Annotated in this window: 28 protein-coding genes; 12 read left to right on the top strand and 16 right to left on the bottom strand. The window is 56.7% G+C overall.

What is annotated here, in order from left to right; all coding sequences use genetic code 11:
• Positions 1–25: 25 nt before the first annotated feature.
• The 8 genes from AAYR33_00600 to dps form a co-directional block, all read right to left on the bottom strand.
• Entirely contained in the window at positions 26–655 is a 630-nt protein-coding gene (locus AAYR33_00600; protein XAO71517.1) for an aminotransferase class V-fold PLP-dependent enzyme, read from the bottom strand.
• Positions 573–1,001, bottom strand: coding sequence for an aminotransferase class V-fold PLP-dependent enzyme (locus AAYR33_00605; protein XAO71518.1), 429 nt, complete (start codon positions 999–1,001; stop codon positions 573–575). The genes AAYR33_00600 and AAYR33_00605 overlap by 83 nt, the downstream gene beginning before the upstream one ends.
• A gap of 128 nt (positions 1,002–1,129) precedes the next feature.
• Entirely contained in the window at positions 1,130–1,561 is a 432-nt protein-coding gene (locus tag AAYR33_00610; GenBank protein XAO71519.1) for a twin-arginine translocation signal domain-containing protein, read from the bottom strand.
• Positions 1,542–2,417 carry a hypothetical protein gene (locus AAYR33_00615; GenBank protein ID XAO71520.1) on the bottom strand — a complete coding sequence of 292 codons (876 nt, stop codon included), beginning with the start codon at positions 2,415–2,417 and terminating at the stop codon, positions 1,542–1,544. The genes AAYR33_00610 and AAYR33_00615 overlap by 20 nt, the downstream gene beginning before the upstream one ends.
• Entirely contained in the window at positions 2,392–3,321 is a 930-nt protein-coding gene (locus AAYR33_00620; protein XAO71521.1) for an ATP-grasp domain-containing protein, read from the bottom strand. The genes AAYR33_00615 and AAYR33_00620 overlap by 26 nt, the downstream gene beginning before the upstream one ends.
• Positions 3,322–3,402: 81 nt before the next feature.
• Complete coding sequence (locus AAYR33_00625; protein XAO71522.1) at positions 3,403–3,987, bottom strand: iron-containing redox enzyme family protein; 585 nt, start codon at positions 3,985–3,987, stop codon at positions 3,403–3,405.
• 165 nt (positions 3,988–4,152) lie between these two features.
• The gene (locus AAYR33_00630) at positions 4,153–4,470 is read right to left on the bottom strand and encodes a 2Fe-2S iron-sulfur cluster-binding protein (protein ID XAO71523.1); all 318 of its coding nucleotides are present in this window, start codon (positions 4,468–4,470) and stop codon (positions 4,153–4,155) included.
• 928 nt (positions 4,471–5,398) lie between these two features.
• Positions 5,399–5,935: a DNA starvation/stationary phase protection protein Dps gene (gene dps, locus AAYR33_00635; GenBank protein XAO71524.1), complete on the bottom strand. Its 537-nt coding sequence runs from the start codon at positions 5,933–5,935 to the stop codon at positions 5,399–5,401.
• A 318-nt stretch (positions 5,936–6,253) separates the two neighbouring features.
• Between dps and AAYR33_00640 the strand changes: the two genes are divergently transcribed.
• The gene (locus AAYR33_00640; protein XAO71525.1) at positions 6,254–7,489 is read left to right on the top strand and encodes an MFS transporter; all 1,236 of its coding nucleotides are present in this window, start codon (positions 6,254–6,256) and stop codon (positions 7,487–7,489) included.
• Between the two features lie 30 nt (positions 7,490–7,519).
• Here AAYR33_00640 and AAYR33_00645 read toward each other — a convergent pair whose 3' ends face one another.
• The 5 genes from AAYR33_00645 to AAYR33_00665 are packed head-to-tail and all read right to left on the bottom strand — an operon-like array spanning position 7,520 to position 9,988.
• On the bottom strand, positions 7,520–7,735 hold the full coding sequence (locus AAYR33_00645) for a hypothetical protein (protein XAO71526.1): 216 nt from the start codon (positions 7,733–7,735) through the stop codon (positions 7,520–7,522).
• Positions 7,719–8,345, bottom strand: coding sequence for a glycosyltransferase (locus AAYR33_00650; protein XAO71527.1), 627 nt, complete (start codon positions 8,343–8,345; stop codon positions 7,719–7,721). The genes AAYR33_00645 and AAYR33_00650 overlap by 17 nt, the downstream gene beginning before the upstream one ends.
• Positions 8,342–8,620 carry a hypothetical protein gene (locus AAYR33_00655; GenBank protein ID XAO71528.1) on the bottom strand — a complete coding sequence of 93 codons (279 nt, stop codon included), beginning with the start codon at positions 8,618–8,620 and terminating at the stop codon, positions 8,342–8,344. The genes AAYR33_00650 and AAYR33_00655 overlap by 4 nt, the downstream gene beginning before the upstream one ends.
• Positions 8,592–9,344 (bottom strand): glycosyltransferase, encoded by a 753-nt coding sequence (locus AAYR33_00660; GenBank protein XAO71529.1) that lies wholly within the window; start codon positions 9,342–9,344, stop codon positions 8,592–8,594. The genes AAYR33_00655 and AAYR33_00660 overlap by 29 nt, the downstream gene beginning before the upstream one ends.
• Positions 9,293–9,988, bottom strand: a complete 696-nt coding sequence (locus tag AAYR33_00665) for a hypothetical protein (protein ID XAO71530.1) — start codon at positions 9,986–9,988, stop codon at positions 9,293–9,295. The genes AAYR33_00660 and AAYR33_00665 overlap by 52 nt, the downstream gene beginning before the upstream one ends.
• A gap of 443 nt (positions 9,989–10,431) precedes the next feature.
• On the opposite strand from AAYR33_00665, the gene pstC reads away from it, so the two are divergent.
• From pstC to AAYR33_00705, 8 genes are all read left to right on the top strand, one after another.
• On the top strand, positions 10,432–11,406 hold the full coding sequence (gene pstC, locus AAYR33_00670) for a phosphate ABC transporter permease subunit PstC (protein XAO71531.1): 975 nt from the start codon (positions 10,432–10,434) through the stop codon (positions 11,404–11,406).
• A 71-nt stretch (positions 11,407–11,477) separates the two neighbouring features.
• Positions 11,478–12,290 carry a phosphate ABC transporter permease PstA gene (gene pstA, locus AAYR33_00675; GenBank protein XAO72321.1) on the top strand — a complete coding sequence of 271 codons (813 nt, stop codon included), beginning with the start codon at positions 11,478–11,480 and terminating at the stop codon, positions 12,288–12,290.
• 16 nt (positions 12,291–12,306) lie between these two features.
• The gene (pstB, locus tag AAYR33_00680) at positions 12,307–13,113 is read left to right on the top strand and encodes a phosphate ABC transporter ATP-binding protein PstB (GenBank protein XAO71532.1); all 807 of its coding nucleotides are present in this window, start codon (positions 12,307–12,309) and stop codon (positions 13,111–13,113) included.
• A 23-nt stretch (positions 13,114–13,136) separates the two neighbouring features.
• Positions 13,137–13,847: a phosphate signaling complex protein PhoU gene (gene phoU, locus AAYR33_00685; protein XAO71533.1), complete on the top strand. Its 711-nt coding sequence runs from the start codon at positions 13,137–13,139 to the stop codon at positions 13,845–13,847.
• The gene (locus AAYR33_00690) at positions 13,837–14,544 is read left to right on the top strand and encodes a response regulator (protein ID XAO71534.1); all 708 of its coding nucleotides are present in this window, start codon (positions 13,837–13,839) and stop codon (positions 14,542–14,544) included. Before phoU ends, AAYR33_00690 begins: the two co-directional genes overlap by 11 nt.
• 9 nt (positions 14,545–14,553) lie before the next feature.
• Positions 14,554–15,807 carry an ATP-binding protein gene (locus tag AAYR33_00695; protein ID XAO71535.1) on the top strand — a complete coding sequence of 418 codons (1,254 nt, stop codon included), beginning with the start codon at positions 14,554–14,556 and terminating at the stop codon, positions 15,805–15,807.
• A 39-nt stretch (positions 15,808–15,846) separates the two neighbouring features.
• Positions 15,847–16,854 (top strand): phosphate ABC transporter substrate-binding protein PstS, encoded by a 1,008-nt coding sequence (pstS, locus tag AAYR33_00700; GenBank protein XAO72322.1) that lies wholly within the window; start codon positions 15,847–15,849, stop codon positions 16,852–16,854.
• Positions 16,855–16,945: 91 nt separating this feature from the next.
• Positions 16,946–18,190 (top strand): dicarboxylate/amino acid:cation symporter, encoded by a 1,245-nt coding sequence (locus tag AAYR33_00705; protein XAO71536.1) that lies wholly within the window; start codon positions 16,946–16,948, stop codon positions 18,188–18,190.
• Positions 18,191–18,416: 226 nt separating this feature from the next.
• On the opposite strand, the gene AAYR33_00710 is transcribed toward AAYR33_00705, so the two are convergent.
• The gene (locus tag AAYR33_00710) at positions 18,417–19,856 is read right to left on the bottom strand and encodes an amino acid permease (protein ID XAO71537.1); all 1,440 of its coding nucleotides are present in this window, start codon (positions 19,854–19,856) and stop codon (positions 18,417–18,419) included.
• Positions 19,857–20,395: 539 nt separating this feature from the next.
• Between AAYR33_00710 and AAYR33_00715 the strand changes: the two genes are divergently transcribed.
• The 3 genes from AAYR33_00715 to AAYR33_00725 all read left to right on the top strand — a co-directional run bounded on the left by AAYR33_00715 (position 20,396) and on the right by AAYR33_00725 (position 22,501).
• The gene (locus AAYR33_00715; GenBank protein ID XAO71538.1) at positions 20,396–20,668 is read left to right on the top strand and encodes a hypothetical protein; all 273 of its coding nucleotides are present in this window, start codon (positions 20,396–20,398) and stop codon (positions 20,666–20,668) included.
• Positions 20,665–20,805, top strand: coding sequence for a hypothetical protein (locus tag AAYR33_00720; protein ID XAO71539.1), 141 nt, complete (start codon positions 20,665–20,667; stop codon positions 20,803–20,805). The genes AAYR33_00715 and AAYR33_00720 overlap by 4 nt, the downstream gene beginning before the upstream one ends.
• A 73-nt stretch (positions 20,806–20,878) precedes the next feature.
• Complete coding sequence (locus tag AAYR33_00725) at positions 20,879–22,501, top strand: dihydroxyacetone kinase subunit DhaK (protein XAO71540.1); 1,623 nt, start codon at positions 20,879–20,881, stop codon at positions 22,499–22,501.
• Positions 22,502–22,517: 16 nt separating this feature from the next.
• Here the strand turns inward: AAYR33_00725 and AAYR33_00730 are convergent, their stop codons facing one another.
• Complete coding sequence (locus AAYR33_00730) at positions 22,518–23,351, bottom strand: fructosamine kinase family protein (protein XAO71541.1); 834 nt, start codon at positions 23,349–23,351, stop codon at positions 22,518–22,520.
• On the bottom strand, positions 23,348–23,845 hold the full coding sequence (locus AAYR33_00735; GenBank protein ID XAO71542.1) for a low molecular weight protein-tyrosine-phosphatase: 498 nt from the start codon (positions 23,843–23,845) through the stop codon (positions 23,348–23,350). Before AAYR33_00735 ends, AAYR33_00730 begins: the two co-directional genes overlap by 4 nt.
• Positions 23,846–24,118: the final 273 nt, after the last annotated feature.

The raw sequence follows: 24,118 nt of genomic DNA on the forward strand, positions 1-24,118 counted from the left end.
GTGGGTTATGGTGTTTACCGGTCAATCATGACGGCTCAGGTAGGTGAGCGGAATAACCGTTGCGGGTACCATGTGACGAGTTGCCTTCATCATGACCCCGCTTCTGCGTGACGTGAGGATTCGATTGGCCCTCGCCTCCAGAGAGATGATCCACAGAGGGTCGTTCACGGGCAGCCGAGTCGCATTGTGCCACGTCGCGCGGGGCGTTCTGCAGGCGCATCGACGGTGCCGCGCGCGCCAGCGATGAACAATCCAGGGCGCGCTCAATATCGGCTTCGCTATTGACGATGCCCGCCGAGAATCGCACGGACGGATTCGCATATGGCGATGGACTTGCAATGATGCCTTTGCTGCGCAGACGCGCGCCGACCTCTTCAGGCTTGATCTGATCTGCCTCGAAACAGACGAAACCAGCATGCAGATCACGTTTTGAAGGGGTGTGCATGGTGACGCGCTTCATCTTCGACAAACCTTCAATCAGCCAACCATTGAGATCGAGGATGCGGTTGGTGATCCGTGTACGACCAATGCTTTTATGGAACGCGAAAGCCTCTGTGACGGCCCACTGATGTTCATAGGCAAAGAAGCCTCCGGGGCTGATCCAGGCGGCCTTGACAGGCCCTTTTCGGCGGTTGACCCGCGCGCCAGGCGGCATTCAGCTCACTGGCCATTAATGACGGAACGGTCGGCTTCAGGAGTGCCCAGCTTTCATTGCGCCCCCATACCATGCCAGTGCCGTGCGGCCCGAAAATCCATTTATGCGTGCCCGCTGAGAAGAAGTCGCTTCCCTGGCGCGCAATATCCTCATCAAGGACGCCGAAACCATGCACGCCATCCACCACGAGCAGCACCAGATCCGACTCGTCGCGATTGCGATTGACCTTGGCCAGAGCGTCAGAAACAGCCCGGATGGGAAGCACGACGCCCGTGCCGGAATGCATCCATGTGACCCCCACAACCCGCGTCTGGGGTCGAATGGCTGAAATGAGTCGCTTCACCATCTCATCAGCCGAAGCTTTGGCGCTCGTATCATAGAGCGTGACCCTGCGGACTTTGTGCCCGTTTTATCGGCCGCGAGGCGGATTGATTCATGATGCGCGTAAAACTCATGCGTTGTCGTCAGGATCTCCTAACCGGGGCGCAGTTGCAGGCCACTATAAATCAGCGATAGTCCCCATGTCGTTCTGGCGGTGAGGGTGATTTCATCTGGCTTGCCGCCGACATATTCCGCCGCCGCCTTGGCGACATTGCGCCACAGCATGTCGCGGGTCTGCATGAACATATGGTCATCCAGATAGGAATAGGGGTTCGCGTTGAGCGCGTCGCGGTAGCGCTCTATCGCTTCACGCACAGGTGCCGGATAGGAGGCGAGGAAGAAGTTGGCCAGATGGGCCAGTTTGGGATCAAGATTGAACTGTGCACGTACCGATGTCCAATCGGACGGATCAAGCGTCGGCTTCCGCTCCGCAGTCTGGGCTTTACCACTTGCTAATCCCAGCATCATTCCTGCAGTGGCAATCGTCGATGACCCTTGAAGGAATTTACGGCGAGAGGTTTCCATTTTTATACTCCTTGATTGTTATGATGAGGGCCGGTGCCATGACGCGCTGGGCTTTCAGCAGATCCCATATGCTGGTTTCCAAATTGCGGTAGGCTTGTTTGCTGTAGGCACCCGCCGCAAGCGATGCTGAATCGACCGGCAGTCCGAGCTTCTCAAGCAATAGTGCACCGCTCTGAACGACATTGTCCGAGAAGACCAGGCCCGCTTTGAGGCGGGAACGCAGTGGCTGCAATTGCAACAAAGCCTGTTCGACGAAGTCTGGCGCCAACGGGTCAAGATCGACGACATGGTCGCACAATGCTCTATCAAGTTCTCCCGGACGATGTCGGACAAGGACAGTCCCCGCATCGTAAGTGTCGCGGACGAGTTGCACGATGTGCGCGACATCACCGACGTGTGAGAGATTATAATCGACAATCAGCAGCAGCGGCGGCGCGGTGCCGACCTCAATCTCATTCGACTCATAAATAACCTGCAGAGCCTCGGCGGATTTAGCCAGAAGAGACGGGAACGCCGTTTCACGCTCCTGCCTTGGCAGTTGCCAAAGGAATTGGCCCATAAAGACTTCGCACGAGGCATCGGGAATTTCGTCTTCCTCCTGCAACAAAACCTGTTTGATCCGTGGAGACCATGGCATCGGGTTTTCAACAATGCGCGCGATACGACCTGGCGACGCGAAGTAGACGCGGAAGAAGGTGGCTGTCTCACCCGGTGCCTCGCCATCATCCGGGTAGCTCAGTTTTTGCAGGGTGGGACGGAATGCCGCGCCTTCCAGCAGCAAATCGAGCCAAAGCGTCAACATGCTGGCTTCGCCATTCAGCGCCTCGACGCTATGGGAAATCAGGCTGCCGGCCAATACGCGGGTTGGCTTCAATCAGATCCCATCGACCTCCGTTGAAACGGGTTTCGATGTGGAAGCAGCCTTCACCCACTTCCAGACATTGCAGAACGCTTCGGATCCAGCTGATGCCAGCGGCGATGGCCTCATGGCCGATGGAGATCGGTGGGCTGGTGCAGCTTTCCTCAAGGACAGTGACCCGATTCTCGGTCAACCCACATTTTCCGTGGATAGCGAGGATGAAGGCTTCACCTTTCAGCACCAGCGCCTCGAAGCTGAACTCGGCCCCGTCCAGATAGTCTTCGACAAGGAACTCCACGCCACTACCGATGACATTGGCGTAAACCGTATCCTGCCGAATCTGTTCAGCAATCCGCTCAAGCGTGGCCCACGTCAAATCCGGCGTCAGCTTGAAGGTGCCATAGGACGCAACGCCCTGGATCGGCTTGATGAAATAGTCAGCGCCGGTCCCCTGCAGGGTTTGCAGGCGTTCAGGCGTCAACGTCTCGGCTTTGACCTGGCTGAGGCCGCTTGCGTGCAGAACGTTTCTGACATAGAACTTATTGCGCAGAAGCGGCACGAGGGCAGGCGCCACGTCCTGCACCTCCAGCCTTTCATTGGCATAGGCCATCAAGTGTCGGTAACCCTCCCATACTGAGATGCATCCCCGAACGTGAAGGCCCTGCTGTTGGAGAGAATCGATGGTGTTCAAAACATCGCCTTGCTTAAGCTCGTGGGAATCCACGGTGAAGAGGAGCCATTCCTTTGATCGGAGGATCTGTAAACGCTGATCCCCGTGCTCAGGCAATGGCCTGGAACTCACCACCCACGGATGCAATCCCCGTTTCTCAATCGCAGCGATAAGATCCTCCGCGAAAGAGAAGCCGCAATGGCTCAAGATAAGAACGCCACCGTTCTCCATGATGCGTACCTCCTATAGCTGGTGTTAAGCGGCGAGCGTCTCGGTCAGCGCGCCGACCTTGTCGTCGTGAAGCTCCTTGAACTACATCGCCAGAATGTCCTGATGCTCCCCCAGGTAGCGTTTCAGTGAAGCGATATTCTCCTCACTACGCAGCAAATGGCGCACGGCCTGCCAGACTTCGCCCGGGTGATCATCATTGATGTCAGTATGGGAGTGGGAGATCTGCCCGGAGATGTTCTGCTCACCGACCGACTCTTTGAGCGCCTCAATCTTCCGGGGCTCCAGCTTCACGTTCACGTACTCCACCAGGTAGGAGTAAACGACGACGCCCAGCGACCCTTCATGGTCGAGCAGGTAGGAGAAGTAACCGACGAGCAGCTTTGTCGACAGATAGGGTTCGGTCTCGAGGAAGGTCTCACGGGAAACGCCCGCGCGCGTTAAATCCTGGATGAACAGCTCGTCATGGAGCATTTCTTCATTTTCATAATTCGCCCAGATCTGTGCCGCCCGCGGGCTTGTCTTGGCGATTTCCGCCAATGCTTTGGACTCCGCGACGCGGAGGAGCCGGATGCGCCATGCTGTCTCGATCAGGTGACGCTGGTAGTAAGCGGAGTTGACTGACTTGCCTTCAAGATGCGCGGCGTAGGGCACACGGTCTCGTACCAATTATCGACCTGGCGATCGATGATGGCATCGATCTCCGCACGTAATTGCGCGGAACGTTGTGCATTGATGTAGGGCGCGCCATCATAGTCATAACTCACATTCTTCACACGATTTTGAATACTCATGACAATTTCCTTTCGTTTTTTTACTAAGAATCGAATAGATTTATTTCGCGACACGTAATGTGATCGCACCATTCAGTTGGCATTGACATGCCAGCCTGAAGCCTGGACCAGAGAAGCCAAGCATCTCTAGAAATTCGTCCTCGTCTTCTTCTTTGTTGTTAAGATTCGCGAGGCCGTCCAACACCTCGATGACACATGCGCCACAAGCACCTGATTTACAGCCGAACGGAATATTGTCCTCACGCAGTTCGTGTTCCAACTCCGTCAATTGTACCCCGGCTGGAAACAGCACCTCGGTCTCGCTTGGCATCATCTTGATCTTGAATATTTGTCCGTTCCCTGAAGCCGTTGTGAGCATGTCCGCCTAAGTTGGCAGGGCTCTCAAACCTAGGGACGAGGATAACAATCCAGTTTTAAAATGCTACTATAATTTATTCACGAAAAGTTCAGATACAGATAGTTCGGGGATATTAAGGGGCCGGACTTCTATCCACTGACGCGCAATGAATCCAGGCTGCAACTCATGGTTGTTCACGATGATGGCTTCGCTACTATTTGATTTCTCAGGAAATTTTGCAGCCTCTCTTCATTTCAGCGCGCTTTAGCCTCGGACAGCGTTTGATAACGGGTCGCCCCAGGGGGGCTGAATTTCGTGTCGACATTACAAATGGTTCATTTTTCGCTCGACATCGTGATCACGCATTGCCCCTCCGCCGTCGGCCGAGTCGCTGCGCTCGAGTCGGCAGCAATATCTTTCAGAACATGCGCCCGTTCCTGATTGCGTAGCGTGCCCGTCCGATTGCGCGTCAGGGCCATGCGCGGCCTGGGTTTTTCGGCCATGAGGCGGTCGGCCTGGAAGTGGGCGCGCGTTTTCCGGATGGCTCTGGCGGACCCGCGTCACGCGCGATTTTGTTGCTACCGCTGAGCCGACCCTGATCGCGTTGAGGCTGGACGATATTTGGCTGTTGGTCAGAGCATCGACGGTTAACGCGGCGTTGACATCTTGGCGAATCGTGGGGCCGCTTCGATTTCGCCATCGGCGGTCGAGCTGCCTGCTGCGATTCGCATGGGGCCAGGTCAGCTCAACGCCATACGGCGCAACGTGGCCGAGGAATCTGCCGGGAAAGGTGGTTTGCATCATGCCACGCCCTCGCGCGAATTGCGCCACCTGCGGACGCCTTGCGGCTTCGCCTAAAAGCGCGGCGGCACGATCGGCGCTCAAACGTTGCGCCAGCCGGTTGAACGTGTCGTTCGCCTCGGGGGCGTTTTCAATTCAAAAGGTGAAATTAACGTGCGCCTTTATCGTCGCCGTCCCGCATGGCACCTGTCGGCTCCTGCACGTGAGCTTCCAGAAACCACAAATGCTTGTCCAAAGCGCGCGATGCTTCCGTGAAGAGGTCAGCTGTATCAGCGTCGCCCGCGTCATCCGTCTTATCAATGGCGCCGCGAACATTATTGGCGACGGTGCCGTAACGGTCAATCAGTGCGGCCACATGGTCGGCGATCTTATAAATATCAGTCGGGTAAGGCTTGCAGGAGGGCGTGCTGGTCACATTCTGCGCCGTGCCGAAAGCGGTTCCGCCAAGCTGCACCACGCGTTCCGCCACTTCATCGACAAGCGCGTCAATACTGTCTCGGAAACCATCAAGCATTTCATGCACACCGATGAATTGCGGCCCCTTCAAATTCCAATGCGCCTGTTTCGTGATGAGGGAGAGATCAATCAGATCCGCGAGGCGGGCATTGAGCGTATCAATTGAGACCGCCTTGGCGTTGGATTTGAGGTTATTCTGCGTCGTGTGCATCATATTTCTGGAAGTCATTACATTGTCCTTTGCCTTGTAAACTGGGCCAGTCCGCCGCCACGCTGACGCGGATAAATCCCTGACCTTCAAGGGGTTCAAACTTAATCGTTGTGCGCCCACGTGCTGAAATCAAGAGGGAAATGCGGCGCGACAACATATGTTGCGCAAGAAGTCCCCATGATTGTCCGCCGCGTCACGCGTCGTCGGGGATGAACGATTGAGCGCGTGCCGAGTTGAATAAAAAATAGTCAATCGACGCATTGAACCGGCTTAACTATTTCTTGGGGGCATGCTCTTGGTACATAAACTGCCGAAGCCTGCGTTTGTCGCCGGTGGGTGAGACTTAATGAGGAGTTTATGGGCGCTTCCCATCACGATGTGATCCCCCGCACATCCCAAGAAAATCTGATTATTTTCATTGCCCTTGGTCTTGGTTCCTTCGCGATCGGAACGGCCGAATTCGCGACCATGAGCATCGTGCCCATGGTCGCGCACAGTTTCGGCCTGACGGACCCGCAGGCCAGCTATGCCATTGTCCTCTATGCGTGCGGCGTGTGCTTCGGCGCGCCCATCATCGCGCTTTTCTCCGCCAGGATGAGCCGCAAGCGCATGTTGATCGCAATGATGTTATTTTATTGTGTTGCAAATGGCCTGGGTGCGCTGGCGCCCAATTTCGAAGCCTTCCTGATCTTCCGCTTCCTCAGCGGCGTGCCGCACGGAGCTTATTTCGGCATTGCCGGGATTGTCGCCTCCTATCTTGTCCCGCCCAATAAACGGTCTCAGGCGGTGGGGCGGGTGATTCTCGGCCTGACATTGGCGACCATTTGCGGCGTGCCGCTTGCCAATTTTCTTGGGCAGCTTGTGGGGTGGCGCTGGGCCTTCGCCCTTATTGCCGCCCTCGCTGCCCTCACCATGGTCCTAATTGCCCGCTTCTCACCCGATGTCCGCCCCAGGGAAAATGCGAGCATTGTCTCAGAAATGTCAGTTCTGAAACTCAAGCAGGTCTGGTTGACCCTGGCAATCGGGGCGGTCGGTTTCGGGGGGGTATTCTGCGTCTATACCTATCTCGCATCGATCCTGACCCACGTCACCCATGTTCCCGCTACGCTTCTGCCCGTGCTCCTCGCGATTTTCGGCGTTGGGATGACGGTGGGCACGGTTGTTTGTGCCTTCCTCGCGGATCGACGCATGGTGCCGACGCTGGGTGGCGTGCTGCTGATGGGGGCGGCCTCCATGGCGGGTTTCCCGGAGGCAGCGCACCGGTTCATCCCCTTATGCATCAATGTCTTCATGATCGGCGCCAGTGGCGGATTGGCCACGGTCGTTAATTCCCGCCTTCTCGCTGTGGCGGTGGGGGCTGAGGGATTGGCGGCAGCGCTTAATCAGAGCGCGTTTAACATCGCCAATGCGGTCGGGCCGTGGCTGGGTGGCATCGCCATCACGTCCGGCCTGGGCTGGAGTGCCGTTGGTTGGGTCGGGATGCTTCTATCTCTCGGTGGGTTTGGCATTTACCTTGCCAGCGTCGCTGAGGAATATCGCACCAGCGGCAAATCAATCACCGAGATGGAGTGACGCAACAGACGAGGCCCGCGATGCGCGGGCCTAAAGCTCGTCCGGCGCGGAGATCTCCTCCGGTCGGCGCAGATCCATGAACGGTGTGACATCGGTGCGGAAGTAATGCGCGTAATATGGGTCGGACTCGAAATCCTCATATCCGGCCCATTTCTCCCGCATAAACTGCGTCTCCAGGAAAAATCGCGTTTCATGCTCAGGTCGGTCATCCGTGCCGCGGGAGTGGCTCTCATGATGATGGGCCACGCTGTCCGCCACATAAAGGACGCGATGCCCTATAGGCAATCGAGAGATGATCCTCATCGAACCCGCCGACAGCGAGAAAAACATCGCGCCGCACCAGCATGTAGGCCGCCGTCACGGCGGAGACTTCATGCGTCAGGGCGATGCGTCCGATATAGCCTTTATCATGCAGCGCGAAACGGCGATGGGCATGTACGCCGATCACATCTGGGCCGATAATGACACCGGCATGTTGGATGGTCTCATCTTTATAAAGCAGCATATTCCCGACAACGGCGACATCTTCCGCCCCGAGATACTCATTGACCATGAGGCGGAGCCAGGCAGCATTTTCAATGACGACATCATTATTCATGAATAAAATGAAAGGCGCATCTGTATGCCGAGCTTCAAAATTATTGAAGCGGGGAAAATTAAAGGTTTCCTTCACTCGCAAAACTGTCACGCCCTCAATTTTGCGCATCTGCGCGGCAAAGCGCTTTGCTGCCGGGGTGACTGACCAGTTATCGATGAGAATAACATCGAAGGCAGCATATTGCGTGCGATCGAGAAGCGCTGTGACACAGCGTTCCGTCATATCGCTCTCATCTTTGAAGGGTATGATGATCGTCACGCGCGGCGACCCCGATACTGCCAGCGCACGTCATAAATCGTCAGCTTATCGATGGAAGCCGGTCTGGCTTTGAGGTCGCGCCGTTTGAGATGCGCCGCGACAGCCCGCACCCCTGCTTCAACAGCGCAGCTTTTATTTTTCAGACTGGCCACCGTCGAATTTTCAGTAATGCGCCAGTGATAGAGAATATCCTGCACATGGCAGATCTCCGAGGGTTGCAATATCTCGACCGCACGCAGGAGGAAATCATGGTCTTGCGCGCTTATAAGTGCCATCGAGCAGGCCGATTTTGCGGGCGAGCGCCGCGTGCATCGTCAGATGACAGATGTAATTGCAGCCCAGCAAATAACGATAAGAAAAATCCGGTTTCAAATTCGGGTCGCGGAAGCACCCATGCAGGTCAATCTTATCCTCGTCGGAATAAAGGAACTGGGCGTGCGTGCGCAGAGCAGCGCGGACCATCACTTCCAGCGCGACATCAGCCAACACATCGTCATGGTCGAAAAACGCGATATAATCGCCTTTCGCTTCCATAAGGCCCGTATTGGTGGCGCCGGCGATGCCTTGATTTTTCGGGAGCGTGATGACCCGCATCCGCTTATCCGCCGCGCAGAACGTATCGATCTTGTGTGAAATTGTCGCATCAGCGCGGCCATCATCAATGAAAATGAGCTCCCAATGCGGGTATGTCTGCGCCATGACGGATTGCACCGCCTGTATGAAATCCGTCAGGATCGACTTATAAACGGGGCAGAGGACTGACACGCGGGGAGAGTCGGGCAAAGGTGTGCGTGTTCGTTCATAATCAACCGCGGTGCGGAGGCGGGCATAGTAAGCGCGGGCCCAGCTATCATAGTCTGCAAGACTATGTCCGCCATGCGGCATGATGTCACGGATTTTGCGGCGCAGCGCTGAGAGATCGCGATGCAGGCGATTAATCGTCTCTGTCACATCGACAAGTTCTGCCTCCAGCCGATCATCGGCGATGGATGATCGCATCGGGCTGTTGACAAACTCCACGCCTGATGGCTCGACCGTGACAGCGTAAAGATGCGGCTTTCCATCACGAAACGCCGTGGGCACGGGCACTGAGAAGCCACAGAGCCCATCCGCATCGATGGATTCGCCAACATCCCCGCGGAAGCGATCCGCTTTGACGCGTGCAATATGACGCCCGTCAATCGATAAAGCGACCGTTGCCCCGCCTTCCAATGCCCTGCTTTCCCCCGGGATGAGGACCCAACCCACCACCTGTCCCTGAGCAGTCCTTCGAAATAGCCGGTAATTTGCTGGGAGGCGTCATCGCCGATCAAAAGTTCTTCCGTGAAGTCCTGCCCCGTGCCGGAGACGCTGACAGGCACAATACTGCCATCAGGAAAGCGGAAGGAGAGGGCACGTGCCTGACCGTCAAGATAGGGCGCCGGGACGTCAAACGTAAATCCAATATTCTGCTCGCCGGATTTTATGAGGCTGCCGAGGTCAGGGCGCGGCGACGCAGCCGCCACCGCGGCGACTTCCTGCCCATCAATCAGCACGTGGATATAAAGGGGGTCGCGGCGATTGAGATGAATGGCCCAACCGCGTGCCACGCCGTTTTCGTAAAAATCGACCAGTCCACGGAATGGTGAACTCTGCGCAGTCATGATGGAACCTGTAGCCTAAGAATAATCGACAGAGAATGTCCTTGTTTTATGTATGGTGTCTCCCTTATGCGCTGTCAAAAAAGCTTTTCCTGAGAACCGTTATATTTCAGGCCGTCTCACTATCTCAGAGCATCGTGGTGACATGCAGCGCGCAGAGATGGGGTGTCAGAGGCGTTGTCAAAAAAACTTCACAAATCCTTTGCACAAAGGTCGCTGAAAAACCCCGCATCAAGGACAGGTAAGGAAAATCGTCATGAGGAGCCCCCCTTGACGGGCTGGATGACAGGGCGCGGAAGCGGTGCATGGCGCAGTGCGCCGCGTGGGTCGCGATTCGAGCCCTTGACGATTTCGGGCGCATTCGCGTTATAACCGGGTCGTCAGCAAAGCGGATTGGTTTTTATTGTCCAGTCTGCTTTCCGGTCAGGTTAGGGTCCGACACACATATGACGCTTATCTCCGATGCTCGAGACGTCGGTCGATCCATTCCTCAGATTGGCGAAACGCCATTTTGGAAAGGGGATCGCCTTTTTCGGGGTGTGGCGTGCCTCTGCGCGCTCATCGTGCTGCTTGCGCTGGGCGGGCTGGTCGTCAGTATGGGGGTTGGCGGGTTCGCCGCCTTTCGCCATTTCGGCCTCAATTTCATCATCTCCAATGTCTGGAACCCGGTGACGCAGCAATATGGTGCGCTCGCGCCTGTCTTCGGGACAGTGGCATCAACCTTCATCGCGGTGATGCTCGCCGTGCCGATTGCCTTCGGCACCGCCTTCTGGCTGACTTTCATTGCGCCGCGCATTGTTGCTGCCACTTTTGCCTCCGCCATCCAGCTTCTCGCTGCTGTGCCGTCCATTATCTTCGGGATGTGGGGGTTTTTTGTCGTTGTGCCTTTCATGGCGCGGCATGTGCAGCCTTTTTTACATCATCACTTTCGGCACACTCCTTTCATTCAGGATCTCGTAAACGGGCCGGCTTACGGCCTCGGGCTGATGTCCGCCGGAATCGTGCTCGCGATCATGATCACGCCGCTTATGACGGCCATCATGTGCGACGTCTTCAAAGTCGCGCCGACCATGTTGCGGGAGAGTGCTTTCGGCCTGGGTGCAAACAGGTGGGGAGTCATGCGCCGCATCGTGGCGCCCTGGGCGCGGACGGGGATAATCGGTGGGATCGTCCTCGGCGTCGGGCGCGCGCTGGGTGAGACGATGGCGGTGACCTTCGTCATCGGCAATGTTAATATCATGGGCTGGTCACTCTTTTCCCCCCGCAACAGCGTGGCATCGCTTATCGCGCTTGAATTTCCCGAGAGCGCCGCGGGGAGCCTCAAATTATCATCCCTGCTTGCCCTCGGATTTATCCTGATGGTCCTTTCCTTTGCGACACTGGGTGCAGCGCGATGGCTGCTGCGCGGTAAACAGGCATGAAACACCTTTCACAGGCACCGCATCCCCAGCATCATGGGTGGCGAAGAAGCGGTATCCTGCGGCGTCGCCATATGGCGGACCGTTTCGCCACACTCCTCGGAATTCTGGCGACGGTGAGCCTCGTCATTATGCTCGTCTCCATTTTATGGACGCTGCTTAAAAATGGTCTCGCCGGCATGTCGCTGGCGACGTTTCTGGTCCCGATGGGGCCACCAGGCCATCATTCAGGCCTTGCTAATGCGATCGTTGGCAGCCTGATCCAGACATTTATCGGCCTGCTGATGGCGACGCCGATCGGGCTGGGCTGCGGGATCTATCTCTCTGAATGTCGAAGCGGTGAGCGCCTCGCCTTTACGGTGCGCTTTGTTTCCGACGTGCTTCTCTCCGCGCCATCCATCCTGATCGGACTTTTCGTTTATCTAATCCTCGTCGCGCCCTTCCATCGATTTTCCGGTTTTGCGGGTTCTGTGGCGCTGGCCATATTGGCCGTGCCGATCATTGTGCGAACGACGGAGGATATGCTGCGCCTCGTACCGGTAGCCATGCGTGAGGCTGGCTCGGCTCTTGGGGCCACGCAATGGCGCGTCGTTCTGCTTTTATGCCTGCGCGCCGCCGCGCCCAGCGTGCTGACCGGTATCCTGCTGGCACTGGCGCGGGTCAGTGGGGAGACAGCCCCGCTTTTATTTACATCACTGGGTAATCAGAACTGGTCATTCAGCCTGAGCCGGCCGATGGCAAGTCTTCCCCTTGCCATATATCAATATGCCGCGGCCTCATATGAGGATTGGGTGCGCCTGGCCTGGGCAGGCGCGCTGATCGTGACGATCGGCGTGCTGGGCATCAATATTATCGCACGGTTCTGTATTCGCAACAGTGGTCGTTAAAGGATAGGCAGATTGCATGAGTCAGGCTTCTGAAGCACTGAAAGAGCGGGACACGGCGCGCATCAAGGCGGATGCCGTCATTGCCGTACGGGACCTCAGTTTCTATTACGGACATCACCAGGCACTTAAGAAGATCAATCTGGATTTTCTTAAACAGCGCGTCACGGCCATGATCGGGCCTTCCGGCTGTGGTAAATCCACTTTGCTGCGGGTTTTCAACCGCATGTATGACCTCTACCCCGGCCAGCGCGCCGAGGGGCAGGTGACATTTGACGGGGTCAATATCCTTGACCCGTCGCTTGACGTGAATGTGCTGCGGGCGCGGATTGGCATGGTTTTTCAGAAACCGACACCTTTCCCCATGTCGATCTATGAAAATATCGCCTTCGGCGTGCGACTTCATGAGAAATTATCCCGCTCAGAAATGGATATGCGCGTTGAGGATGCCTTAACGCGCGTGGCATTGTGGAAGGAAGTCCGCGACCGCCTGAAAGACGGGGCGACGGGGCTTTCCGGCGGGCAGCAGCAACGTCTTTGCGTCGCCCGCAGCATCGCCACACGGCCGGAAGTCCTGCTGCTGGATGAGCCGACCTCCGCGCTTGACCCGATCTCAACAGCGCGGATTGAGGAGCTGCTGGATGAGCTCAAGGAGGATTTCACCATCGCGATTGTGACGCATAATATGCAGCAGGCGGCGCGCTGTGCGGACCAGGTGGCCTTCTTTTATATGGGGGCGCTGGTGGAAGTAGGAGACGCCGACAAGATGTTCACCAACCCCCGTCAGAAACAGACGCAGGATTATATTACGGGACGATTTGGCTGATACGGTTTTCATGAGGTGTCGAGATGGGTATGGATGGCGTACACACTGTTAAAAGTTTTGAGCACGAGCTTGACCATCTGCGCGGCATGATGGCCCGTATGTGCGGCATTGTTGAAAACCAGGTTTCTCAGGCTGTTTCAGCGGTCTTTGACCATAACGTCACCGCAGCGAAGGAGGCGATCGACCATGATCCGATGGTCGACCAGCTTGAACGGGACATCGAAGGGCTTGCAATCCGCCTCCTTGCCCTCCGCAGCCCCATGGCGGGCGACTTACGGGAGATCGTGTCGGCGCTTAAAATCAGCAGTGACCTTGAACGTATCGGTGATTACGCAGCCTCCGTTGCCCGACGCAGTACGCGGGTTGACCTGACGGACAGTCTCTCCCTCTCCGGTCTGCGCAATATGGGGCGGATGGTGCAGGAAAATCTCCGTCGTGGCGCCGATGCCATGACGTTGCAGGACCCGGAACGCGCCCAGGAAGTCTGGGAAGCGGATTGCGAGGTCGATGAATATTACACCGCTTTGTTCCGGGAGTTGGTGACTTACATGATGGAAGACCCGCGCAATATCGGGCCCTGCATCCATCTTCTCTTTATCGCTAAAAATCTGGAACGGATTGGTGATCACACCACCAATATCGCCGAGCGCGTCTTTTACGCGGTAAAGGGTGAAAACCTCCCGCCCGTGCGCCCGAGAGGGAAAAGCTCGGCTACGGACGCGATTGACCAGTAATGTGACGTCCGTGGCGCAACTTATTTTCCTCGTTGAAGATGATCCCGCCCTCCAGACCATGCTGCGCTATAATTTGACGGGGATGGGTTATCGGGTCGAGGCTTTCACGACGGGGGAGGCGGCCTGGGCGCGCCTTCAGGATGCGCCGCCGGATGCGATCATTCTCGACTGGATGTTGCCCGGCCTGTCGGGGCCCGATCTCTGCCGCCGGATAAGGCTGACAGAGGCACTGCGCACCCTTCCTGTTTTACTGATGACGGCGCGATCGGCGGAGGAGGACAGTATTGAAGGGCTGGATAGCGGCGCAGATGCGTTTCTGACCAAACCTTACAGTTTTGAAGCGCTGGAGGCACAGCTCCGCGCCCTCTTGCGCCGCGCAACCCCGCCACGAAGGGAGGTTCTGCGTTTTCAGGATCTCACATTGAATGTTCAGACCTGCCGCGCCTTACGCGGGCCGCACCCGCTGAATCTGGGTCCAACCGAATTCCGCCTTCTCGAATTTTTCATGCGTCACCCGCGGGAGGTCTTCTCTCGGGAGACACTTTTGAAGCGCGTCTGGAATGAAAATATCTTCGTCGAATTAAGGACGATCGACGTGCATATCAGACGCCTGAGGCTGGCCATGAAAGCCAATGACGGCATTGATTATATCAGGACAGTCCGGTCGGCAGGCTATGCGCTTGACGACCAGGCCTGACAGCCCTCCATGCTGACGATCATATTGCTCGTCATGATAGGGGCCATTCTCTTCCTTTTCCGACAGATTTCGCGCGCCAGGGAGAGGGGGCGGTGGCACGCTACTCCATCACGCCCCGATTCATCGTCGAGCCTGACCGAAACGGATGACACGCGCTTCACATTTGCAGAATCTGTGCCGGTCCCGTTGATCGTTCTGGATCGTGAGGGGCGATCTGTCTTCACCAATCATCGTGCGGTGGCGATGTTCGGAGACGCGCTGGGCGCGATCCTGCGACATCCCGCTTTGCAGGCGGCCGTGAGCGCGGCGCGATCCGGCAACCTGATCTCCACGCAGTTGGAAGTTGACGTGCCGGTGCAGCGCGTCCTCCAGATCCGCGTGAACAGGTGGGCGGAGACTCAAACGCGTAAGACGCGCAAGCGGGAAAATCACATGATCGTCGTGCTGGACGACCATACGGAGGCCGCCACCATACAGTGCAAGCAGGCAGATTTTGTCGCCTATGCCAGCCATGAGCTGCGTACACCGCTTGCTTCCATTTCCGCCATATTGGAAACAATTGAGGGGCAGGCTGCTGATGACCCGGCGGCGCAGAAGGAATTCCTCGCCATCATGTCCCGTCAGGCGGCACGGATGGGTAGGCTGATTGACCGGCTTCTGCATCTTTCCCGCGCGCAACGACTCGCCCATTGGCGGCCGGAGACGGAATTGCATCTCGACAGGCTCTGGCCACGCATGAGGGAGGAAATTGCCGGGCTCAGCCGTCAATATTCCGGTCAGGTGATGATGCCGGAAGAAGTCGACTCAATCTCTTTCCCCGGCGATGCGGATCAATTAGCCCAGATGCTTCTCAATCTCGTCGAGAACGCCCTGAAACATGCCGGGCCGCATTGTAAAATTGTGGTGACGGCGCGGGGAGACGCCATGTCCGGCGTCATTTTCAGCGTGTCGGATAACGGACCGGGTGTTGCTGCAAAGCACCTTCCCCGTTTGACGGAACAATTTTATCGTGTCGTCAATGAAAATATCGGCGGGTCCGGGCTTGGCCTGGCCATCGTCAAGCATATTGTCGATCGTCACGCGGGCCGGCTGAAAATTATCAGCGCGGCGGGGAAGGGGTTTCGATGCGAGGTATGGCTCCCCGGTGCCACGCCAAATCATGACCCTGAAACCACGCCCCCGTCGATCATGCGTGAACGTCATTCCGGTGCTTGTCAGTCCCTTACGAATGGCGCAAAAAACAATGTCCGATGCGAAAGATGAAAAGTGAAGAACAACGCCCCTCAGAAAAGGCTTTATGAGATGCGCCTCAAACGATGGATTATTCTTTTCACGGGATGGGTCTTCTGCCTGACGGCGCAGGCGGCTTCGGCAGATGAAATTACAGGGGCAGGCTCCAGCTTCGCGGCCCCGATCTACGGTGCATGGGGCGAGGCTGTCAAAACCTCCCATCATCTTCTCGTCAATTATCAAAGCGTGGGCTCAGGCGCAGGTGTCAATCAGATCCTCGCCCGCACCGTGGATTTCGGCGCGACAGATAAGCCATTGGACATGGCAAGTCTGGCAGCGGGGCACCTTTATCAGTTTCCCAGTGTCATGGGGGCGATCGTCATCATCGCGCATCTGCCGGGCGTGGATGTTTCCCGCCTTCGTCTTGATGGCCCCGCCCTTGCCGGGATATTCGACGGCTCGATTCTCGATTGGGACGATCCGCGGATCAAACGCCTGAACCCTGGCGTGAACCTGCCGGAAACATCTGTTGCGCCCCTGCATCGTGCTGATGCTTCCGGCACATCCTTCGTTTTTACCTCCTACCTCTCCAAAGTTTCTCCATCTTGGAAGCGCGAGATTGGCGCCGGGGCTTCCGTCGCGTGGCCCGGTGGCGCGGGGGCAAGGGGGAATGACGGTGTAGCGGCGGGTGTCCGTCAGACGGATGGCGGCATTGGCTATGTCGAATATGCTTACGCGAAACAAAATCATCTGCCGGTGATCGCCCTCGCCAATCGCACGGGCGCTTTTATCAAACCGGATATGGCCAGCTTCGAGGCCGCAGCACGTGCGGCGTCGTGGCAGCGCGCCAAGGGGAATGTCGTTGACCTGCTCGATACAGGTGGGGCGAATGGTTGGCCGATCATGAGCGCCACCTACGTCCTCGTCCCGTGCGATCACGCCAAGGAAGCCGTCCGGCGTTTCTTCGCCGCGGGCCTGATGGAGGGCGACGCTGAAGCACGCGGACTCGATTATGTCCCTTTGCCTCAGATGGTCAAAACCAAAATCCTCGTTGAATGGCCGGACCCGGCGCAGAAATAAACTCGTGACGGCCTTGATGGCGTCGCGAGATTTGGCGTTACAGGCGAGTCCGGTTAATAGAGCCTTGAACATATAAAATCGAGGGTATCGTATGAAGCAAAATTGGATGTTGTGGGCTATCATTATCGCCATGATTGCCGGTATCGCGGCGGGGGGCGCCATCCATGCCCTTTGTGCTTCCGCGGCCATGCAGCAGCAAATCTCCAATTATGTCTCTATTGGTTCCACGATTTTCCTTCGCCTCATTAAAATGATCATCGCGCCACTGGTATTTTCCACGCTGACGGTTGGGATCGGGCGCATGACCGACGCGGCCAGTGTGGGGCGTGTCGGTGGCAAGGCGTTGCTCTGGTTTATATGTTCGTCACTCTTCTCGCTGACGCTGGGCATGTTGCTTGTCAATTTCTTTGAGCCGGGTGGCGGTATGCACCGCATCTCCATGTCGTCTGCGTCCGGTATTTCGACGAGTAGCCTCAACCTCCTCGACTTCGTCAATCATCTCGTTCCGGACTCCATCTTCCACGCGATGAGCGATAATGAGATCCTTCAGATCGTCGTCTTCTCCGTCATCTTCGGTTGCGCTGCGGCGGCCCTGCCTGAGAAGTCGAAACTCGTCCTCGAATGGGTGGAGAGCTTCTCCTACATCATTCTCAAAATGACGAACTTCATCATACTGCTGGCGCCGATCGCTGTTTTCTGCGCTTTGACGGCGACCATCGGCGTCAATGGTCTCTCGATCATCGTCAGTTATGGCAAGTTTATGGGCGAATTCTATCTGGCGCTTCTCGTGCTGTGGCTCTCGCTCGTCGGTGTTTCACTGATTTTTCTCGGGAAATCGGCCTTCAAACTGGTTGACCTGCTGCGTGAGCCCTTCCTCGTCGCCTTCTCAACCAGCACCTCCGAAGCCGCTTACCCACTCATCCTTGAACGTCTTGCCGAATTTGGCGTCGACCGGAAGATTTCATCTTTCGTGCTGCCGCTCGGCTATTCCTTTAATCTCGTCGGGACGATGATGTATTGTTCCTTCGCGAGCATCTATATTGCGCAGGTTTATGATATCCCCCTGGCATGGAGCACGCAGATCGCGATGTTGCTGACTCTGATGCTGACGAGTAAGGGCGTCGCCGGTGTGCCGCGCGCATCTCTCGTAGTGATTGCGGCAACGCTGACGCAATTTGACCTGCCAGCGGAGGGCGTTGTGCTGATCCTCGGTGTCGATACGTTTCTGGATATGGGTCGGTCTTCGACCAATGTTATCGGCAACTCCCTGTCCGCCGCCCTGGTGGCGAAGTGGGAAAATCAGCTCAAGCCGATGGCGAGATTATCGAAGACTTGACTTCTTTCTTATCGGGACTAGTCCCCTGATGGGTATGATTCCTCGGGCGCAACGCTGCGCCTTCCGATGAACTTAAAAGAAAGCATACCCTTTTCCTGCAATCAAGATGTGGACGCGACATAAGGCGTGCGATGCATTTAGCATCGCGGCCGCCATAAATGACACACCGGGGAGCGGATTTCTCCATCTCCCCGGCGCACAATGTCTATGTGAGGCGTGACGCCCTTTATCTGGCTGGATGGATTCGTGCGGACTCCTCCACGCTCTCATCCACATAACGCCCGCGCATTTTCCACCCAAATATGAGGGCGATGGTGATGACGGGGATAAACGCGATGGTGATCGTCCCGCTGGGGTAATCGAACGCCATCATGACGATGACGAGCGCAAAAAAAGCCAGGGTCAGCCAGGAGGAAAAGGGATACCACGGCATTTTAAAATTCTGCTCCGGGATATGGCCTTCCTTGATGCGGGTGCGCATCCGCATATGGCAGAGAATAATGCAGCTCCAACTTGCCAGAATGCCGAGCGCTGAAAGATTAAGGGCAATTTCAAACACGGAGGATGGTATCAGATAGTTCAGCGCCACCCCGATTAAATAGACGCTGACCGTCGTCAGAATCGCGACATAAGGGACGGAAAAGCGGTTCATCTTCTTGAGGGCATGGGGGGCGGAGCCGCCGAAAGCCATGGCACGCAACATACGACCCGTCGAGTAAAGGCCGGAATTGAAACTTGAAAGCGCGGCGGTGATGACGACGATATTCATCACGGTCTCAATGCCCGGAACATGGAGTGCGTCCAGAAATGTGACAAACGGGCTCTGATCAGCGCGATAGGCCCACCACGGCATCACACAGACGAGTAGAATGACGGAGCCGACATAAAAAACAGTCACACGCAGAAAGATCGACCGCACCACCCCACGGATGATCTCGCGCGGGTTATGGCACTCCCCGGCCGCGACCCCGACAAGCTCAATGGCGGAGTAAGCGAAGATAATACCCTGAAGCAGAAGGAGTGAGGGCATGATGCCATGGGGAAAGAGGCCGCCATTTGCCGAGATCATCCAGAAGCCCGGACGACGTCCATCGACGGGGATATGCCACCCGCAAACCCATATCCCGATGATCAGAAAAAAGACGAGCGCCACCACTTTGATGATGGAGAACCAGAACTCAAATTCCCCGAAATAGCGGACGCTGACCAGATTGACGAGCCCGATGAAAGAGAGCGCGATCAACGCGAAGACCCATTGCGGCACGTCACCGAAAACCGGCCAGAAATGTATATAGACCGCGACAGCGGTGATATCGACGATGCCCACCATCGTCCAATAAAGGAAGGTCATCCACCCGGCGATATACGCCGCGCGCTCACCGTAAAATTCACGCGCGTAGGAGACGTAACTCCCAGCCGTAGGGCGATACATGATCAGCTCACCCAGGGCCCGCAGGATGAGGAAGGAGAAAAACCCGCAAATGAGGTAATCAATCGCGAGAGAAGGGCCGATCTGGTGAAGGCGCGCCCCGGCACCGAGGAAAAGCCCGGTGCCAATCGCGCCACCGATCGCGATCATCTGCATCTGTCGACGGCCCAGATCTCTGTGATAATCTTCATTGGCCGGGTCGATGAGAGGGGTATCCGCCGCGTTATTCTGAGGCAAAATTCTTTCCCCTCTTTGCGGATTGCCACTTAACACAAATCGCAATCGTAGTGAAAACCGGGCGCCTTGCCAATAGAGCGGTCCCCGACAAAGAACCTGAGGCGACGGCGTCGGGTGCCGCCAGAAGGGGGCGACCCGTGACGCATCCGGGTAAATCAGGGCGTGCATCCGCCGAAATTTTGTTGGTTCGGGCGGCCCATTTCAGCATCAGAGGTGATTGTGGTTTTCCGCTCAACAAATTATCCCAAAGAGCGTGAACTTCTAGTTAAGAAACCGCGTTTACGAAAACTTTTCGTAAACGCGGTTTCTTAAATTTATGATCGCATCATCTGTCGTATCCTCCGCGTTGACCGAATAGGAAGTTAAACTTCCCGATTTTAAATGACGGCGCGACATCATCGGTCTTCGGACGGTCGAGGGGTGTCCTTGCCACAGCATGAGCAAGAAATTCGATGTTAACGTTTCAAATTATCTTCGAATCCTTACTCGCGATGCTTTTGGTCGCCACGATCGCCGTGATTGCAAGTGTCGGTCGAAACATGAGACGTCTACAGCAGGAAAAGAAAATGACTTACGCGCTTGTCGCCATGCTGGAGCGCGCGACGAGTACGGCACAGGCTGAGGCCGCCAGTTTAACGCGCCTGGTGGATATGATCCGGGCGGAACGCGGACGACGCGAATCCGGCAGACGCGGGACGGCGAATTGCTGCGCAAATAGTGGGGCCGACCCTCCAACGTCTGATGACACGGCCGCACCGGCCTCGCGAGAGGATCAGAAGTTCGGCTCTCGCTCGGAACATCCTTCTTTATGACGGTTCGGCGTCTCATGCTGGCCGTCATGATTATTCTGCTCACTGCCATCATGATAAGCCTTGCCCAGAAAGTTTTATTATTCAGGCAGGCGCAGGATGATGTCGGTTACGGCCACATGTCGGAAATGGCGCATTAATACGCCATGACATTGTGATTTGCCTCCCGCGCGTGTGTGGACCATCGTCTCCGAAAAGGATCGGAGACCCGTCATGCTCAAACGCTTCCTCAATGCGCAGGATAAACTCGTTTCCGAAGCCATTGACGGGCTTCTCAGATCATCCCAGGGCGCACATCTGGCGCGGCTTGATGCGGGTGCTAGCATCAATGTTGTGCTACAAAAGCATGTGCCGCCGGACCGTGTCGCTGTGATTTCCGGTGGCGGGTCGGGTCACGAGCCCGCCCATGCGGGTTTTGTGGGGCGCGGCATGTTGACAGCCGCCGTGTGTGGCGCGGTTTTCGCCTCACCGGGGATTGATGCCATCCTTTCCGCCATCATCGCCGTCACCGGTCCGGCTGGCTGCCTCCTCATCGTCAAAAATTATACGGGCGACCGTCTTAATTTTGGTATCGCGGCGGAGCAGGCGCGTGCGCTCGGCTATAAAATTTCACTCATCATCGTCGGGGACGATATTGCGCTGGATCAAAACGCGCGTGCCAGAGGGATCGCGGGCACAATCCTCATCCATAAAATTGCCGGTTATCACGCGGAGAAAGGCGCCTCGCTGGATGAGGTGACGCGCCATGCGGAGGATGCTTCCCGTAAAGTGCGTTCTCTGGGCCTCGCTTTAACCGACTGCAATGTTTATGACGGAAATCACCAGGATCGCCTCGGGCCTCATGAGGCGGAACTGGGGCTTGGCGTCCATGGGGAGCCCGGCGCGGAAAAGATCCCCCTCGCGTCGCTTGACCAGCTCATGCACCGCGTGGTGGGGCGGTTTGAAACCGCTATGACCCCTGGCGATCATATTGTCATGATCAATATGTTGGGCGCGGTGCCGCCTTTGGAGGCCTGTGCGATCGCCGCGAGCTTTGCGCAAACTGCGCTAGCAGAAAGGACGAAATGGGTGATCGGCCCGGCCCCGATCATGACCTCTCTGGATATGGTCGGGTTTTCCCTGTCGCTCCTCCCGGCGGAAGAGGCGTTTGTGGACGCGCTTCGTGCACCGGTCGAACCTTCTTTCTGGCCCGGCATGGCCCCGTTTTCCCCAGTAGCGACCGTGCCCGCGCCGGAATTGACGAAAACTTACACGTCGCCAGCGACGCACCATGCCGCGCTGGAAACCCGCCTGCAGGCCGGTTTGAACGCCCTGATCAACGCTAGACAGGATTTGAATGCGCTCGACGCGAAACTTGGCGATGGTGATGCGGGTTCAACTTTCGCGGACGCGGCGCAAATTATAAGCGAGGCTTTCCCGCAATTACCATTTGCCTGTCCCGACGCGCTGTGCGCGGCATTAGGGCGTTTGCTGGCGCGCCATAGTGGTGGGTCCAGCGGCGCTTTGCTTTCCATCATGTTGACGGCAGCCGGGCGGGAGCAGAATTGGGTGCAGGGGCTGAAGCGCGGTATAGACGCGATGACGCGCTATGGTGGGGCGCAAAAGGGGGATCGAACCATGCTTGACGCCCTCTGGCCCGCGATCACCTGTCTCGACCAGGGCGGCTCCCTGATTGAGGTGGCGCAGGCGGCGCGAAAAGGGGCGGACGCCACGGTAAAAATGAAGGCGGGTGCCGGGCGCGCGGCTTATGTCCCGGCTGAACATCTGGATGATGTTATTGACCCGGGCGCTGAGGCCGTTGCGCGTTTCTTGGCCGCTATTGCTGCAAAGGGCTGAGCCCCGCCCCCGCGCGCTATTTATGACCGGCTTTGAGGTGATCGGCGACCCTATCCAGTAAATTAGAGACGAGCCCTAAATAAGAGCCGCCGAAAAGCCGATAATGCATCAGAGCGGGCCATAATTGATAGATGGTGAATTTCGGCTGCAAGTTTGTCGCATCAATTTGGTAAGCGTCCCAGAACATTTGAGGCGGTGTAGAAAACAGCGTCAGGACGGCGAACTCCGCATGGGCATCGCCAATCATGCAGGCCGGGTCAATCAAAGCGCTCACACCGTGATCCGAGAAGAGAACATTGCCCTGCCATAAATCACCATGGAGAAGGGAAGGTTTCGGGTGCCTTGGCAGGTGCCGTTGCATTATGGCCGACAATTCTTGAAATTGCCTCAGTAAATTCGGGGGCAGGGCGCTTGCGAGGGGGCAAAGCCTTTCATGCATCCAGAAAGCGGCCCAATCGTGAGATTGTGCTTTCGGCAAGGCCACGCGCCCGATTGCATAATTGTCCGGCCAGCCATAAGGCGCATCCTGCGCCACATCATGCAATTTCCGAAGGGTGGTTCCGAGACCCTGCCAACCCGCCTCTGACGCGGTGACGTTCGGAACATAAGAGATGACCAGCAGGCGGTCCGTGATATGAATCATTCCGGGGACGGGCGCGCCACAGGTCGAGAGGGCCTGCAACATGCGGGCCTCGACGTCAGGCGCCGGACTCGTTTTGACGATAACCGCCTCATCCCCATCAAGCATGACATGCCAGACGAAAGACGTGTCACCTCCCTGCATCTCCGATACTCGGATAATCTTCCGTGGGGTGAGCAGCACCGCCAGATCTGTCTCCCTCAATATCATGAGCGGGGTGAGATCTTGATGTGATGCGCGCCCGTGTCGAGACAGGTCCGGGCGAGGGCCGCGCAGGCGGATGAGATTTGCGCCCAGGCTTTTTCGAACGCGGCCATGTCTTTGTAATAGGGGTCCTCGACGCTCACATTTTTCTGCCCGGGTAGAAAATCCATGAGGAGATGAATTTTATCCCGTACCTCTGGCGGGGCGAGACGTTTCAACGCGCGTAAATGCCCGGCATCGAGGGCCAATATATGAGTGTATCGCGCAAAATCATCATGTGCCAGGCGCTTGGCGCGGTAATGCCCAATTTTCAGGCCCGCCGCCGCGGCGACATGCTGCGCGCGATCATCCGGTGTGTCGCCAAAATGCCACCCGTCAATCCCTGCAGAGGCGATGTCGATGGACAGGCCACGTTGCATGACTTCCCTCCGCATCGCGGCCTCGGCCAAAGGTGAACGGCAGATATTGCCCGTGCATATGAAGAGAAAGGAAGAGCTCATAAATCATCCTCATATTTTGATGGCGATTGCTGACAGGGCGATGAGAGCCTGTTATCAAAGCCGCGTGTCACGGTTACGTGCGCCTGGCGCAGTAAGGCCGGTGGGCTGAACTGGCATGATCTCCGCCCATCCTGTCCGCATGTCGGGTCATCCTCTGACATAATGTGATTAATATCAGCCATGGCAACTCGTTGCAAAAGCCGAACAACCATGTAACCTGACCGGAAATATTGCTCCGGAGCCGCCAACGCTTTGCAAGCCCTTTCCGAAACG

The sequence above is a fragment of the Acetobacteraceae bacterium genome (assembly GCA_039613835.1).
GTDB lineage: Bacteria > Pseudomonadota > Alphaproteobacteria > Acetobacterales > Acetobacteraceae > Sorlinia.

What these genes read in the sequence shown, in the direction of transcription:
- AAYR33_00600 (XAO71517.1), bottom strand. Translation starts at nt 655, where the DNA reads ATGCCGCCTGGCGCGCGGGTCAACCGCCGAAAAGGGCCTGTCAAGGCC.
- AAYR33_00605 (XAO71518.1), bottom strand. Translation starts at nt 1,001, where the DNA reads ATGGTGAAGCGACTCATTTCAGCCATTCGACCCCAGACGCGGGTTGTG.
- AAYR33_00610 (XAO71519.1), bottom strand. Translation starts at nt 1,561, where the DNA reads ATGGAAACCTCTCGCCGTAAATTCCTTCAAGGGTCATCGACGATTGCC.
- AAYR33_00620 (XAO71521.1), bottom strand. Translation starts at nt 3,321, where the DNA reads ATGGAGAACGGTGGCGTTCTTATCTTGAGCCATTGCGGCTTCTCTTTC.
- AAYR33_00630 (XAO71523.1), bottom strand. Translation starts at nt 4,470, where the DNA reads ATGCTCACAACGGCTTCAGGGAACGGACAAATATTCAAGATCAAGATG.
- dps (XAO71524.1), bottom strand. Translation starts at nt 5,935, where the DNA reads ATGACTTCCAGAAATATGATGCACACGACGCAGAATAACCTCAAATCC.
- AAYR33_00655 (XAO71528.1), bottom strand. Translation starts at nt 8,620, where the DNA reads ATGGCACTTATAAGCGCGCAAGACCATGATTTCCTCCTGCGTGCGGTC.
- AAYR33_00660 (XAO71529.1), bottom strand. Translation starts at nt 9,344, where the DNA reads ATGCGATCATCCATCGCCGATGATCGGCTGGAGGCAGAACTTGTCGAT.
- AAYR33_00665 (XAO71530.1), bottom strand. Translation starts at nt 9,988, where the DNA reads ATGACTGCGCAGAGTTCACCATTCCGTGGACTGGTCGATTTTTACGAA.
- pstC (XAO71531.1), top strand. Translation starts at nt 10,432, where the DNA reads ATGACGCTTATCTCCGATGCTCGAGACGTCGGTCGATCCATTCCTCAG.
- pstA (XAO72321.1), top strand. Translation starts at nt 11,478, where the DNA reads ATGGCGGACCGTTTCGCCACACTCCTCGGAATTCTGGCGACGGTGAGC.
- pstB (XAO71532.1), top strand. Translation starts at nt 12,307, where the DNA reads ATGAGTCAGGCTTCTGAAGCACTGAAAGAGCGGGACACGGCGCGCATC.
- phoU (XAO71533.1), top strand. Translation starts at nt 13,137, where the DNA reads ATGGGTATGGATGGCGTACACACTGTTAAAAGTTTTGAGCACGAGCTT.
- AAYR33_00695 (XAO71535.1), top strand. Translation starts at nt 14,554, where the DNA reads ATGCTGACGATCATATTGCTCGTCATGATAGGGGCCATTCTCTTCCTT.
- pstS (XAO72322.1), top strand. Translation starts at nt 15,847, where the DNA reads ATGCGCCTCAAACGATGGATTATTCTTTTCACGGGATGGGTCTTCTGC.
- AAYR33_00705 (XAO71536.1), top strand. Translation starts at nt 16,946, where the DNA reads ATGAAGCAAAATTGGATGTTGTGGGCTATCATTATCGCCATGATTGCC.
- AAYR33_00715 (XAO71538.1), top strand. Translation starts at nt 20,396, where the DNA reads ATGAGACGTCTACAGCAGGAAAAGAAAATGACTTACGCGCTTGTCGCC.
- AAYR33_00720 (XAO71539.1), top strand. Translation starts at nt 20,665, where the DNA reads ATGACGGTTCGGCGTCTCATGCTGGCCGTCATGATTATTCTGCTCACT.
- AAYR33_00725 (XAO71540.1), top strand. Translation starts at nt 20,879, where the DNA reads ATGCTCAAACGCTTCCTCAATGCGCAGGATAAACTCGTTTCCGAAGCC.
- AAYR33_00730 (XAO71541.1), bottom strand. Translation starts at nt 23,351, where the DNA reads ATGATATTGAGGGAGACAGATCTGGCGGTGCTGCTCACCCCACGGAAG.
- AAYR33_00735 (XAO71542.1), bottom strand. Translation starts at nt 23,845, where the DNA reads ATGAGCTCTTCCTTTCTCTTCATATGCACGGGCAATATCTGCCGTTCA.